This window comes from Faecalicatena contorta (assembly GCF_001404335.1).
GTDB lineage: Bacteria > Bacillota > Clostridia > Lachnospirales > Lachnospiraceae > Faecalicatena > Faecalicatena contortus_B.
Window position 1 is genome coordinate 61,613 of sequence record NZ_CYZU01000007.1, and the last position, 14,289, is coordinate 75,901.

The 14,289-nt window shown below is 45.9% G+C and carries 13 protein-coding genes; 10 read left to right on the forward strand and 3 right to left on the reverse strand.

What is annotated here, in order from left to right:
• The first annotated feature begins 2 nt into the window (after window positions 1-2).
• The 7 genes from ARB69_RS28230 (at window position 3) to ARB69_RS05185 (ending at window position 6,127) form a co-directional block, all read left to right on the forward strand.
• Window positions 3-191: a Fic family protein gene (locus tag ARB69_RS28230; RefSeq protein WP_334291933.1), complete on the forward strand. Its 189-nt coding sequence runs from the start codon at window positions 3-5 to the stop codon at window positions 189-191.
• A gap of 392 nt (window positions 192-583) precedes the next feature.
• Window positions 584-2,248 (forward strand): propanediol/glycerol family dehydratase large subunit, encoded by a 1,665-nt coding sequence (locus ARB69_RS05160; RefSeq protein ID WP_050639428.1) that lies wholly within the window; start codon window positions 584-586, stop codon window positions 2,246-2,248.
• Between the two features lie 11 nt (window positions 2,249-2,259).
• Window positions 2,260-2,931: a propanediol/glycerol family dehydratase medium subunit gene (locus ARB69_RS05165; RefSeq protein WP_050639427.1), complete on the forward strand. Its 672-nt coding sequence runs from the start codon at window positions 2,260-2,262 to the stop codon at window positions 2,929-2,931.
• Window positions 2,932-3,324 carry a diol dehydratase small subunit gene (locus ARB69_RS05170; protein ID WP_025654177.1) on the forward strand — a complete coding sequence of 131 codons (393 nt, stop codon included), beginning with the start codon at window positions 2,932-2,934 and terminating at the stop codon, window positions 3,322-3,324. It abuts the gene before it with no gap.
• A complete protein-coding gene (locus ARB69_RS05175; RefSeq protein ID WP_055151611.1) occupies window positions 3,321-5,138 on the forward strand; it encodes a diol dehydratase reactivase subunit alpha in 1,818 nt (605 codons plus the stop codon). The genes ARB69_RS05170 and ARB69_RS05175 overlap by 4 nt, the downstream gene beginning before the upstream one ends.
• Window positions 5,135-5,464, forward strand: a complete 330-nt coding sequence (locus ARB69_RS05180) for a glycerol dehydratase reactivase beta/small subunit family protein (protein WP_055151614.1) — start codon at window positions 5,135-5,137, stop codon at window positions 5,462-5,464. Before ARB69_RS05175 ends, ARB69_RS05180 begins: the two co-directional genes overlap by 4 nt.
• A 96-nt stretch (window positions 5,465-5,560) precedes the next feature.
• A complete protein-coding gene (locus tag ARB69_RS05185; protein ID WP_055151617.1) occupies window positions 5,561-6,127 on the forward strand; it encodes a cob(I)yrinic acid a,c-diamide adenosyltransferase in 567 nt (188 codons plus the stop codon).
• A 112-nt stretch (window positions 6,128-6,239) separates the two neighbouring features.
• Here ARB69_RS05185 and ARB69_RS05190 read toward each other — a convergent pair whose 3' ends face one another.
• Entirely contained in the window at window positions 6,240-7,367 is a 1,128-nt protein-coding gene (locus tag ARB69_RS05190; protein WP_055151620.1) for a PD-(D/E)XK nuclease family transposase, read from the reverse strand.
• A 424-nt stretch (window positions 7,368-7,791) separates the two neighbouring features.
• Here ARB69_RS05190 and ARB69_RS05195 point away from each other — a divergent pair, with 424 nt between their 5' ends.
• Window positions 7,792-8,670 (forward strand): LysR family transcriptional regulator, encoded by an 879-nt coding sequence (locus tag ARB69_RS05195; protein ID WP_055151622.1) that lies wholly within the window; start codon window positions 7,792-7,794, stop codon window positions 8,668-8,670.
• Between the two features lie 225 nt (window positions 8,671-8,895).
• Here the strand turns inward: ARB69_RS05195 and ARB69_RS05200 are convergent, their stop codons facing one another.
• A complete protein-coding gene (locus ARB69_RS05200; protein ID WP_055151625.1) occupies window positions 8,896-9,900 on the reverse strand; it encodes a carbon-nitrogen hydrolase family protein in 1,005 nt (334 codons plus the stop codon).
• 349 nt (window positions 9,901-10,249) lie between these two features.
• Between ARB69_RS05200 and ARB69_RS05205 the strand changes: the two genes are divergently transcribed.
• Window positions 10,250-11,248: a hypothetical protein gene (locus tag ARB69_RS05205; protein WP_055151628.1), complete on the forward strand. Its 999-nt coding sequence runs from the start codon at window positions 10,250-10,252 to the stop codon at window positions 11,246-11,248.
• A 173-nt stretch (window positions 11,249-11,421) separates the two neighbouring features.
• Here the strand turns inward: ARB69_RS05205 and ARB69_RS05210 are convergent, their stop codons facing one another.
• Complete coding sequence (locus tag ARB69_RS05210; protein WP_055151631.1) at window positions 11,422-13,434, reverse strand: hypothetical protein; 2,013 nt, start codon at window positions 13,432-13,434, stop codon at window positions 11,422-11,424.
• Window positions 13,435-13,614: 180 nt separating this feature from the next.
• Between ARB69_RS05210 and ARB69_RS05215 the strand changes: the two genes are divergently transcribed.
• Window positions 13,615-14,286 (forward strand): response regulator transcription factor, encoded by a 672-nt coding sequence (locus ARB69_RS05215; RefSeq protein ID WP_055151634.1) that lies wholly within the window; start codon window positions 13,615-13,617, stop codon window positions 14,284-14,286.
• The last annotated feature ends 3 nt before the right edge of the window (window positions 14,287-14,289 follow it).

The window sequence follows — 14,289 nt, forward strand, 5'->3', positions numbered from 1 at the left end:
GATTGTATTTTAGCACATTCATTCCTATAAATCTACTTACCTTCTTAGGGCCTGCGCATTCAACGGGATCGATTCAGCAGAAAGCTGCACGCCTCGGCTTTGACCTTGTAAAAAATCACGCTTTCGTTGATGGAAATAAACGAATTGGCGCACATGCCATGCTCGTGTTCCTTGCCCTCAACCGAATTTAGCTGGAGTACACGCAGGGAGAGCTGTCCGATACGATTTTGAAAATTGCTTCAAGCGAACTATCCTTTGAAGGATTATTAAAATGGATACTGGATCACCAGCTTTAATAAAATAGCCACTCGTAAGAGTGGCTATTTTTATGCCCTTGGACACGCTCTGGACATGAAGCCTTGCATAGCACTCCCTGCTCAAAGTAACGAAGTTACTCCCGTCATGAGTTCCACCTACTAAATATCATAACTTAGCCATCTCCTTGTTGATTCTTGTGGTTTTCATTGTTTTTTTGTGGCTTTTCATGGATTTTTCTCAATATTTCATTGCTAATTCCCTGTGATTGTTGTATAATAAAGGCACTGTAGACTATCTGGAATCTAATTCCTTAGGAGAAGAGAAAATGAAGAGATCAAAACGTATTGAAACACTGGACCGCCGTCCGGTTAATATGGACGGTTATATTAACGAATGGCCGGAGATGGGTTTTGCAGCGATGAACAGCCCGTATGATCCCAAGCCTTCCATTAAGATTGAAAATGGCAGAATTATAGAACTGGACGGAAAGAAAAGAGAAGATTTCGATTTTATAGACCAGTTTATTGCGGATTATGCCATCAGCATCCAGAGAGCCGAGATGTCTATGACTATCCCGTCCCTGGATATCGCCAGAATGATTGTGGACATCCATGTATCCAGAAAAGAGATTCTGGAGATTGTAAGCGGCATCACCCCCGCCAAGATGGTCGAGGTGCTGAACTGCCTCAACGTTGTAGAGCTGATGATGGGTATGCAGAAGATGCGCGCGCGCAGAACTCCCGGCAATCAGGCCCATATTACCAATCTGAAGGACGACCCGGTTCAGATCGCAGCGGACGCCGCAGAAGGAGCCCTGAGAGGATTTGCAGAGGAAGAGACCACCATGGGTGTTGCCAGATATGCACCCTTAAGCGCTATGGCGCTCCTGATCGGATCCCAGGCCGGACGCCCCGGTGTTCTGACGCAGTGCTCCGCCGAGGAAGCCACCGAACTGGAACTTGGTATCAGAGGACTGACTACATATGCGGAGACACTTTCTGTGTATGGGACAGAAAAAGTATTTATTGACGGGGACGACACTCCTTACTCCAAAGCATTTTTGAACTCGGCATACGCTTCCCGCGGTCTGAAAGTACGCTTTACTTCCGGCTCCGGCTCCGAGGTGCTGATGGGTAACAGTGAGAAAAAATCCATGTTGTATCTGGAATGCCGCTGTCTTTACGCCACAAAAGGTGCTGGCAGTCAGGGGATCCAGAATGGTTCTGTCAGCTGTATCGGGGTACCCGGAGCTGTTCCGGGAGGAATCCGGGAGGTGATGAGCGAGAACCTGGTTGCTGCACTGCTGGGCCTGGAATGTGCATCTTCCAATGACCAGAGCTTTTCCAATTCGGATATGCGCAGAACCGCAAGAACTATGCTCCAGTTCCTGCCGGGAACCGATTTTATATTTTCCGGCTATGCAGCAGAGCCCAACTACGACAATATGTTTGCGGGTTCTAACTTTGATGCAGAGGATTTTGATGACTATAACGTTTTGCAGAGAGATATGCAGGTTGACGGCGGACTCCGCCCGGTCACGGAGGAAGAAGTCATCCAGGTCAGACGCAAAGCCGGAAAGGCCGTACAGGCCGTGTTCAAACAGCTGGGGCTTACGCCTGTCTCCGACGAACAGGTGGAGGCGGTCACCTATGCCCACGGAAGTAAAGACACGCTCCCCCGGGACGTAACGGCAGACCTGATGTCCGCCGAGGACGTACTCAAGCGCGGCATTACCGGCGTAGATGTGGTAAAGGCCCTTGCAGAATCCGGCTATCGGGATCTTGCGGAGAGCGTCCTGAATATGCTGAAACAGCGCGTTGCGGGCGACTATATGCAGACCGCTGCGATCCTGGACAGAGATTTCCATGTGCTCTCCGGCGTTAATACACCGAATGACTACATGGGCCCCGGTACAGGCTACCGTGTCGAGGGCAAACGCTGGGAGGAAATCAAAAAGATTCCTCATATTATCAATCCGCAGGATATATAGGAGGAAAGAGCATGCAGATGAATGAAGATTTAGTAAAACAGATAACAGATGCTGTCCTCGCTGAGATAAAGCAGAAAAAGGACGCCGCGCCTGCACCGGCTGCCGTGCCCTCTATGGCAGGACGCGAAAGAATCAATGAAATAAAGACATCCTATGCGTCTTACCCAAGGGCCGCAAAGGGGTCAGACCCCAAGGAAGTCGTCATCGGGGTCGGCGCTGCATTTCAAAAAGAAATTTTGAAGACGATCTGCGGCATCCCGCTGGACGATGTATTGAAGAACGTGAAGGCAGGGATTGAAGAGGAAGGCATGGTGCCAAGGGTAGTAAAGATCCTGGACACCTCGGATGTATGTTTCATGGCCCTGGAGGCCGCAAAACTGTCCGGCTCCGGCATTGGCATCGGTATCCAGTCAAAAGGAACCACCGTCATCCACCAGAAGGATTTGTACCCGCTCTCCAATCTGGAGCTTTTCCCCCAGGCGCCTCTGATGGATCTGGACACTTACAGAAAGATCGGTAAAAATGCCGCCAAATATGTAAAAGGGGAACAGGTTGTTCCCATCCCCTGCACCAACGATCCAATGTCCCGTCCTAAATACCAGGTCAAGGCTGCCCTGATGCACATAGCCGAGACGGAACAGCTGGACCCTGAAGTCGGAATAATCGAATGGGAGGTAAAGTAGATGCAATACCCATTAGGAGAACACGAAAAAGAAAAGATTACATCCAGGACCGGTAAAAAGCTGACTGATATTACGCTGGATGAAGTGATGAAAAACCGCGTTTCCGCCGATGACATCAAGATATCAAAAGAGGTGCTAAAAGCACAGGGACAGGTTGCTCGGGAGGCCGGCAATGATCCCATGGAAAAGAATTTTGAGCGCGCAGCCGAACTGGTCGATGTACCGGATGATGTGATTTTGAAAATGTATGATAAGCTGCGCCCCAACCGTTCTACAAAGTTAGAACTGGTTCTGATGGCACAGGAGCTTCTTGAAAAATATAACGCAAGAAACTGTGCGCGCCTCGTTATGGAGGCCGCAGAAGTTTATGAGAAAAGAGGGATTCTGCTTTGAGTTATATCGCTGGAGTTGACATTGGGAATTCTACAACTGAAGTCTGCGTCGGGGAAAGTGCGTCCGACGGCACAATTCACTTTCTGACGAGCGCCTCCTGCCCGACCACCGGGACGAAGGGAACTGTCGCGAATACCCATGCCATCAAAGCGGCTTTAAAGCAGGCCATGGGCAGGATCGGAAGGGAGATCGGCGACATTTCTTTGATCCGGCTGAACGAGGCAGCGCCCGTGATCGGTGATACTGCGATGGAGACTTTGACAGAGACCATCATAACGGATTCCTCCATGATCGGGCATAATCCTTCCACTCCTGCTGGGGCCGGACAGGCAGTGGGGGAGATTCTCCTGATTGAGAACCTGTCCCGTGGTATCCCCGGTACACAATATATAGTCGCGGCTCCCCAATCCTTTTCTTATGAGGAGGTTGCCGCAATTCTGAATCAGGCGGCCGATACGCTCGATATTGTGGGAGTGATCCTGCAGGCAGACGAAGCTGTTCTGGTAGAGAACCGGCTGCGCAAAAAGCTGCCGATCATTGATGAAGTTGCACGTATCGACAAACTCCCGGACAAGGTTATGGCTGCAATCGAGGTGGCACTTCCCGGACAGACTGTTCGGATGCTGTCCAATCCCTATGGTATTGCCACTCTTCTGAAGCTGAATGCAGAGGAAACCCGCACTGTCACACCGATCGCCAAGAGCCTGATCGGAAAGCGCAGTGCAGTGGTACTGAAGACTCCGGGCGGAAATGTGCGTGAAAATGTACTCCCTGCCGGAGAGATTTATCTGGATGGGGAGCACAGCACCTCCGTGAATCTGGATGAAGGAGCAGCGAAGATCATGCAGGCGGTGTCTGAGGCAGGCAGTATCCGTGATATCAGCGGACAGCCGGACACCAATGTGGGGAATATGTTTGCCCGTATCAGGCAGGGCATGGGGAATTTAGATCATACCCCCGAAGCGGATATCCATATTACGGATGTACTGGCAGTTGACACTCTGGCCCCGGTTCTGATCTCCGGCGCCCTGGCAGGGGAGACCTGCCTGGAAAAAGCGGTTGGCATCGCCGCCATGGTAAAGACACGCCGCCTTCCTATGAAGGAAATCGCCGAAAAACTGAAACTGGAACTCGGAACAGATGTAAAAGTAGCCGGCGTGGAAGCGGTGATGGCAGGCCTCGGAGCTCTTACAACCCCTGGCACTCAGCTGCCCCTGGCTATTCTGGATATGGGCGGAGGTTCTACCGATGCCGCAGTCATTTCCAGGGAGGGACAGGTTACCATGACCCACCAGGCAGGAGCCGGGGAACTTGTTTCCATGCTGATCGAGACCGAGCTGGGCCTGGGCGACAGGCATATGGCGGAACAGATTAAAAAATACCCTCTTGCCAAGGTGGAAAGCCTGTTCCACATGCGGATGGAAAACGGGCAGATGACCTTTGTGGAGGATTCCATTGACCCCCGCTTCTATGGACGGGTTATCCTGCTGGCAGAAGATGGATTTATCCGCATAGAGCAGGATATTCCGATGGAAAAGATTGTTCAGGTCCGCCGCGATGCTAAAAAGAAAGTTTTTGTCACAAATGCGTTCCGCGCTCTGAAAAAAGTAACTCCGAACCATGATTTAAAGAATATTTCTAATGTAGTACTGGTCGGAGGTTCTGCCGAAGACTTTGAGATCCCTGAAATGCTGATGGAAGAATTCGCCGGTTACCGTATCGTATGCGGCCGGGGAAATATCCGCGGCACAGAAGGACCACGCAATGCCGTAGCCACCGGATTGGTACTTTCGTATGCAGGAGAAGAAAAATGATAATAAAAAGACCTTCTATTTTCATATATGTTAATAACCCGGATGCCGTCTTTCTCAGGGATGTTTGTGCCGGTATTGAAGAAGAAGGGGTATTTTATGAAATAAAGGAAATGGAAACCGCTTTGCCTGACGAACTGGCATGGAATGCTGCCAATGATTCCATGCTTGGCTCCGGAGTCGGAATCTCGGGAAAAGGGATTGCCATGCAGATGCGGGGCCTTCCAAAAGGCCGCAATACCGAGAGTTACCAGAATCCCACCCCAATGCAGTGCAGGAAACTGGGGGCAAACAGCGCCCGCGCCGTCAAAAAGCTGGCTTTCAAATAGGCTGCAGCTTTAGACGCTGTGCCGGATTGCATCAATATGGTAACAGTTCAAGCCTGTCTGAACTGTCACTCTATATGAATAAAAGAGGAGAAAACCATGAAAATTTATACCAAAAACGGAGATACCGGAAAGACTTCTCTTATGAATGGAATCAGTGTCTCCAAATCAGATGACCGTATAGAACTGCTGGGGACAATCGATGAATTGAGCAGCCATATCGGTCTGGCCAAAGTCATTGCCAGCCAGCCTCTGCAAGATCGCCTTTCACAGATTCAGAAAGCGCTGATTCAAATGATGGCTGGAATTGCAGATCCGCGTAATCTGAATTACCGTTTTACAAAAGAAGAGACATTTATGCTGGAAGAAGAGATTGACCGGCTGGAGGGTCTGTTTCCACGCGCTAAGGAATTCGTACTTTATGGGGGATGTGAGCTGTCCGCGAGGCTGGATGTTGCCAGAGCGGTTGCCAGAAGGGCAGAACGCCGTTTCCGCAAAGTAGCCCAGAACTACGGCGCAGACAGCAAGGCTATGCAGTATATCAACCGGCTTTCAGATTACCTGTACATTACCGCGCGGTATGCGGACTATAAAGCCTCTGCTGAACCCGATGAAGGGCTCCGTCAGGAAGTCGTTAAAAATGTTATGAAAAGCCTTGCGAAATAGCAGGGCTTTTTAATTGTAGATTCGTATAATTTCCTGTCCCGTCCCCATAAAAATCGTTATTATAAAGAATAACGGATTGAGTAACGCAAGATTCCCAATCCGTATAAAATACCTACTTCTGATTCCTCATCAAAGTTTCAAGCATATTTTTCAGTTCTTCAATTTGTTTTCTCTGTGTTTCATTTTCTTTCTTCTGTTCTTCATACGCACTCTGCTGCTCTTCCCGTACTTTTCTCTGTTCTTCGTATGCATTTCTCTGCTCTTCGTATGCATTTCTCTGCTCTTCGTATGCTTTCCGGAGATCAGCTAATTCCATTGCCAGAACTTCATTCTCCTTGTTTAAGGTATCCAGTTGTTCCTGCTGCTCTTCGATCATATATTGGACTGTATTTCTATCCAGTTCCAGTAATTCTTCTGAAAACATATTCATCACTCCTTCAACATTACGGCATATTTCGTAGATTTTCCCATACAATTCCCTAAAATCCGGATATTTTTCAATGATCTCCATAATCCGTTCCGGCCGGTCATCACTCAAAAAGCTAAGCCATGCATCCAGTTTCGTTTCTATAGCTTTATTTTGCTTGGTTTCCTTAAAAATGTCAAGTGGAATTAAAACATACTCCTGGAGCATATTCATCTTTAGTCCCGTGTTAAATACCTGCTTCGCCCGGTGAATATAAGTGTGTTTTATCTCATGAAATTCAGAAGTACTTTTTTCGAAGAAAATTATGGTATAGACCGTTTTAATATCTTGATATGTAAACTTCTTTTTCTTCTGGCTTCTCACTCTTTTATATTGCCTGAGGAGCAAATCTGCAGAATAACATGCACCCCGCTGCCCTGGAAATGCATACCCTATTTTCTGTATCTCAATATTGGCGAGGCTGCCATCCTCCAATTCCACAACAATGTCCATGATCAGCAACGTGTTTTCATCTGCAATTCTTGCCGACTCATTCGGCAGTAACTGATGGATCTTTACCTTCTGTTCGAGCAGTAAGGATAGCAGTTCTTCCAAGCGTTCCGCATGTAATTCAGGGTTCATAATCTCCTTAAAAAAAGAGTCGTACGTCATTTTAACCCCTCTGGCTCCCGTGCAGAAATCCAGAAACTCTTCCTGAAGTTCCTCCCCCCACTGATCAAACTGATAAGCTGACACAGGATTGATTCGTATATCGTTCATCACCTCCTCCCGTGTTCTGATCTGTGGAAAATAATCTTTTAGCCCTTTCTTCATAGGCAATCCCCTTTCTTATTATGTTGTATTCATTCACGGAATCTGTCTCGAATATGAAACGCCGGGATGAGATATCGAACGGCCAGATTTGGCTGAAATGCCTGCCGTTTTGATGTTTTTAGAATAGCACGTTTATGCATGCGGTTCAAATTAAAATAAAATAAGAATATTAAAATCCTGTAAAATATGTAACAGTTTAGACAGGCTGAAATTAAGTCCGAAAACTTTAGGCTTATCGACGGGCGGGAATACTTAATGACAGGAATCGCTAATACTGCAGCTCGTTGCTAGTGTCAAAGTACTGTTACACCATTGCAGACCATATATCTTTCCATATTGACTTTTCGATACATTCAAAGTACAATAATTTCCAAAGTTAAGGTATTTCACCTAAAAAATACGTATTTTTTAAGGAGAGCCCTTTATGGATACAAAAGATATGAAAATATTTAGGTGTGTATACGAGGCAGCCAGTATTAGTCAGGCAGCGCAGATCGTATACATGACACCGCAGGGAGTCAGTAAAATTATTCAAAAGCTGGAAAACGAACTTGGCCTTACTCTATTTAAACGGACTTCCAAAGGAGTCGTACCGACACGCTATGCAGATCAATTATATAGCAAATCTTCCACTATCCTTGATATGTTTTACTCTATCTCCACAGATATTCAAAGTGATACCGCACTTGCCAGGGTGAGCGCTGCCTTTTCTTATGGTGTTATGGCCTATTTTGGTTTCAACCTTATAGAACAATTCCAAAAGAGCTATCCGTCTATACGTCTGGATTATATAGAAGACACCGATCATAAGATTGAATCAATGATAGCGCAGAATCAAATAGATCTTGCTGTTATAGGAATGCCTATGAAAATAGACCAATATGATTGCCAATATCTATTTTCATGCAGGCATGTCGCCGTTATTAACAAGGATCATCCATACGCAGATAAAGATTTCATATCCTATCGGGACCTAAATGGACAGGACCTTGCACTTATTGGGCGGCAATTTAACCCATACCACCACAATATGCAGCGCTTTCTGCAAAAACAGATTCAACCATACTCCGTCACCGAGACCAGTGAAATATCTTACACCCACTTTTTTGCATCACAAAATAAAGGCATTGGCCTCTCGGTTGATTTTGCGGCAAGAGAACATCCTTATGAGAATACAGTGATCGTTCCCTTTGAGGATTCCTCTTTCACCTGGGATGTCTGCATCATTTTTAATAAAACTACTATTCCCACAGAGGCTTGTCAGAAATTCTGCCATTTTATTCAGAATTTCACATCACACTAGAAAGATAAAAGTAAATTAATCCACTTCAACTCCACCCTGGATTCTTATGAAGGGCTTGCATCTTTAGCGCACCACCGCGATGCCGATTTTCGGCTATTTGCTTAACCTTAGCATGAACATCCAAAAAAAGTTTATCAGCACTAAAAAATTTCAGAGGAATTTTCCAGATTAGAAAAAGGCAGGATATCTCTGCTCTGAAGATATCCTGCCCTGATTATCACTATCTTAATTTAATTCATCAAACTGAATTTCGTTATAAGGTATCACCTTCTGTTCCGCATCCCCCACAATATTTACCGCCTTATGTACAGATTTATCGAGGGTCATACGCAGATAACCCGGTGTGGAATACGTCCCTGCGGTATCTATGATATAACGTCCTGATATATAAGCGCCCAGATCAATATCCGCATAGCATATTCCTTCCTCATCCGGCTCCAGGTGCGTCCCGATGTCGGTACCGTTTGGAGCAATAATCTTGGTCATACCGTATCCCAGCTTCATCGTTGCTCTGTGTGCATCTGTCTCACAGATGCGATCCGCCTGATCCTCAGTCCAGATCATAGACGCAAGCAAATAAAAAACCTGATTGGTAACCGCATAATAAGTCGCTGCCGCATGTGTCTGTTCGGTTGCAAACATATTATTCGGATCCCACATGGCAATGGGCCAGGAACCACAATGAATCTGTTCGTGCTGACCGCCCATAGCCGCTACATTCAAAGGAATAAAATGCTCCCAGCACTGCAGCCCGCCCATATTTCCATACTCCGTGTGAAATACCGGCATCAGGCTTCCATCCCCGTCGCCCCAGATTGTTTTTTCCTGGCTGGTAGCCTTATTCTTACGATGCTTTCCGATCAAGTCCCCATTCGGATTAAACCAAAGCTGAGTCAGATACAAAGAGCCGCCTTCCCGTTCCGTAACGGAAACGCAAACATACATCTTATTTCTCTTGGCCGCCTCACTAATCTCCTGAACGCTCTTTCCGGGAATTTCCACCGCATTATTATAAAACTCAACAAAATACTTCATCCCATAATCCGGCCCGTCCATCCAAACCCAATAGGGATATCCGGGAATCCACGCTTCCGGAAAATTAATAAGTTTTGCCCCGTTTTTACCTGCCTCGTCAATAAAATCACATGTCTTCCTTACCGTTGCCTCCAGATCCAGCAAAATCGGCGCTGCTTGTACCGCTGCTGCCTTAAACTTAGGATACTCTTTCATTTTCTCTCCTCCTTGTCATGCACAGTTGCATTTTTATAGTGTAAGTTTAGCATACAAAAAAACAAAAGAAAATCAATTTTCAGTTATCGGGCTTAAATAAATAATTGAGGGAAACTTTTACTATTTATTAGTTACTTGGACTCCCCAATCCTATTATTTCCATTTACCATATAATCGTATATAATAGAAGTAGTTTAACGTAAGATGCAAGTATAAAATAAGTGGCGCAAATTAAAAAACTATATTGATTGTATCACTTTTCTTGCATAGACAGATCAATTATTACGCCTGACGGCTTCATATATATGTATTCTATCTTAAATACAAAGGAAAAGGGGGAATTACGCAAATGGGATTTACATTTCGTAAAAGTAAAGAAAACGCTCCTGATGAAAAAATGGATTCTTACAGAGGGCGCAAAACCAAAACTGATAGAATGAAAGGTGTGCATAACAAGGGAAAATCTAAAGGAAAACGGACTCCAGTCATTAGCCTTCCTGGAAGCAGGGTATCTAAGAGAAAGACCTCTTCCGCAAAAGATTCCAGTAAAAAAATCCATAATAACCGTTTTATTAAGAAAAAAGAAAGTCTGCTCCCTGAAGAGCCAAAGAAAAAGAAAGGGAAGGGATGTTTAACAGTATTTATTGTATTATTTGTACTCGGTGGAATTTGCACTCTGTTTACAAGGGATAATAAATTAGAAACTATTGTTCTCTCAGCAGATGAAAATAATCGGTACGATATAAACACAGCAATTCCCGTAGATGTTAAGACCACTCCCTCCAATGCTGATCTGAAAGACATTGAATGCGAAACTTCTGGTGGGGAACTAAAAAAGGATGGCGATAACCTACTATTTACTACTGAAAAATCTGGAAGTTACACTATGTACGTACTATGTGGTGATATAAAAAGCAATACCATAACTATTAATGTAGAGGACAAGGCTGCACTTGCAGAAAAAGAAGCTCAAGAAAAAGCTGAGACGGAGGCTGCTAAGAGGGCCGAAGAGGAAGCCGCTAAGAAAGCTGAAGAGGAGGCTGCTAAAAAGGCTAAGGAAGAAGCCGCTAAGAAAGCCGAAGAAGAAGCTGCTAAAAAGGCCGAGGAGGAACGAAAAGCAGCAGAGGCTGCCGCCCAAAAAGCTGAGGAGGAACGGATAGCAGCGGAAGCTGCCGCTCAAGAATCTTCGCAGGCAAATCAAGTCCCGCAAGAACAAATGGTATGGATTCCACAAAGCGGAAGTAAATATCACAACAATCCATCATGCAGTGGCATGAATAATCCACAGCAGGTAACATTATCTGAAGCAGAAAGCATGGGATTTGCGCCGTGCAAGAAATGCTATTAAACTCATAAAATGGCTTTTTAAACACTATACAGGTGCAGGGAAGCTTGTAGTATGCTCCTCCACTGTTTCAATATACTACAAACTCTCTGCACCTGGGTAAATCTATCTTTATTCCCCCCTATAAGAGGGGGGCCTCTTCCGGGCTGAATTTAAAGTCCGGTAATAAATCTCAATTACTTCTTTTTAAATACCTTCTTTCCATACCAATATCCCGCCGCCGCAATTCCAATAACCACCAGAACAACAGCTATCCCTATAGGATACTGTTTTTTCACTGCCTTTTTTCCGGCTTCTGCAAGCTCAGCATTCTGCACATCGAGCGGTTTTTCATCCGGTTCCGCATCAATGTGCTGAACCGCCTCCTCTGAAGCAGGATTGACTGGTTTATTTGAACGATTCCCCTCATTCTCCGGTTTACCAATACCGTCAACACCCCGGCCCAAAACTGAATTACCTTCCTGCCTGTTTACTCCGGAACTCACATAAGGTGCTCTGTCATAGGTTTCTTCTTTGTTGCCTGTCGTTCCAGGCTGTCTGCCTGCTTCTTCCTGGTTGTCCCCCTCTCCCCAATGTGGCTCTCCCTGTCCATCAGACGGTGGTTTCACGGAGGGTGTCCCGCCTGCCTCTCCGTTCTCCGCATCCGGATCTTCAAGGTCGGGAACGGGAGGTTGTACATTCGGACGTTCTATGTCCGGGACGGTATCCGGATCATTCGCATCCGGCAGATCAGGTTCTGCATCCTGGCCGCCGCGGTCGCCGCCCTGCTCCTCCCCTGCATCATCTGGAATTCCTGTGCTGGCGCCGTCTCCTACTTTCCACACGGCGCTGGTTCCGCTGAACATGCTTTCCCCCACTGTAACAAATCTTATGTATAGTCCTTTCTGCGCCTCCGGCAAAGATACAGAGAACAAAAAGAGTCCGTTTTCCGGAACAGGTTCCCCCTCTATAATCATGTTCGGCCTGTTCGGCAGGTAAGTCAAAAAGTTCCTGCCATCCGTGCTATATTCTATTTTAAGAAACTTTGCACCATACGGATAGGGAAGCAGCAGTTTCGTTTTGGTATCTTCAATTTCTGAAGCAATCAGGAACATCTTTTCCGGGGGTAAACAGATCACTGTAACTTCCGGAACTACTCCGTCCGGATTGGTAACCGTATATGATAAGCTCTGCGTGTCAAAACTGCCCTTTATAATACAATAACCAGGCTCATCCAGAACGCTGTCCTGCACCTCCCAGATGACAGGAATGGAAAGTTCTGTCTCCTGGTCTGATCCATTCTCCTGTACATACATATCCAGCGCCGCTGGCAGCTGCCAATCCGCACTGGAATCCCCGGCTTCCACATAAACTGGTATTTTGGCTTTTGCAGCAAGTACCTTATAAGTGGTGTCCTCTTCCAGCTTTGGCACTAATATAGAATTTTCACAGTAAATTTTTCCGCTTTCGGCATAAGCACTGTACGCCTCTCCTGTTGGTTCAGACACAGCCGCCGTCACCTCACTGTCCCGAACGACCAATTCCATCGTATCAAAATTTTGTTTAATTCCATATGCTGTTATCCCGGCTGTCACCCGGATCCCACAGTTCTCAACTGTCAGCATTCCGGAGCTATTGATTCCCACGGCTTTATCAAGCCCTTCCAGTACGATATCCAGGTTTGAGAGCACACCATCCTGTATAACTCCATACACAATTCCGGTTACATCTCTCGCATTTTCAGAATTGCAGAGTGTAAACTGCCCCCGCCGTGAGGGTCCAGCAAGTTTTCCACCCTGCACCTGTAAGATTAACCCTTCGGTTCCTGCATACTCTATCTTCCCCTGTTCCAGTGTAAGTGTTTCATTTCTTACCATAATCACACAGTACTCAGATCCTGTAATCTTCAGGTTCGGGTTGTTTATCACAAGGCTGCTCTCAGCCAGGATCAAATGGTTCCCACAGTCAATCGTTACCTTTCCCTGGCCGTCCCACATAAGAGGGGACTCTTCACTCCCTTTCGTCAGCTTCAGGTCACCCGATAACTGATACACCGCCCCGTCGTTATTCTTATTCTCTTCATACCACTGCAAAAAAGCCTCTTCATCCTCCAGTTTAGGCGGTCCCCACGCCTTACAGGCAGATGTGTTTACGAAGAGTAACCCCAACATAACCATTAGGAAAAAAGGGATCTTCCATCTTTTTTTCACTTGCCCTTCTCCTCCCATATCATCTTTTGTTATACATTTCATTTTATCATATTATATTTAACAATAAAATAACAATAAATAACAACAATTAACAACAATTTTTGGAAATGTACGATTTTATTTGCAAACAGCTTCTGCCCCATTTAAAATGGAACTAACTATTATGAGAGTTGGTGTAATATGGACAGACTTCTTTTTGTGGATGATGATATTGATATTTTAACTTTAAACCATTCCTACTTTACAGAGCAGGGATATGCCGTTGACCAGGCAGGCAGCGCGAAAGACGCCTTACTGCTGATCAACAGGAATACCTACGACTGTATTATACTGGATATCCAAATGGAAGGGCAGGACGGCTTTGCCCTGTGCCGTGTGCTTCGGGAAATGAGCAATATTCCGATTATATTTCTTACAGTATTGACTGATGAGGCCTCTTTGGAGAAAGGATTCTTAAGCGGAGGGGATGATTATATTGTAAAACCTTACCGTATGAAGGAGCTGGAGCTTCGTATCAGAGCGAGGATCCATCCCCGGGTACATAACAGCGGTCCCGGAAGTCCGCAGGAGGATTACCGTCTCTATATCTGTCCCGATGAGAAGCAGGCTTACATCGGCACCAATTCTCTAGACCTGACCCTCAGCGAATTCCAGATACTCCAATTTCTAAACCAGAACAAAGGCATCCCTTACCGGCAGGACGAGATCTACGAGGCTTTGTGGGGAGAGCGTTATAATACCCATAGTATACAGGTCATGATTATGAGGATCCGCAGAAAAATCAAAGCGCTTTCACCTGAAAAAGAATACATCCGCACACAGTGGGGAAAGGGATATGTTTTTACGGAATAAGAC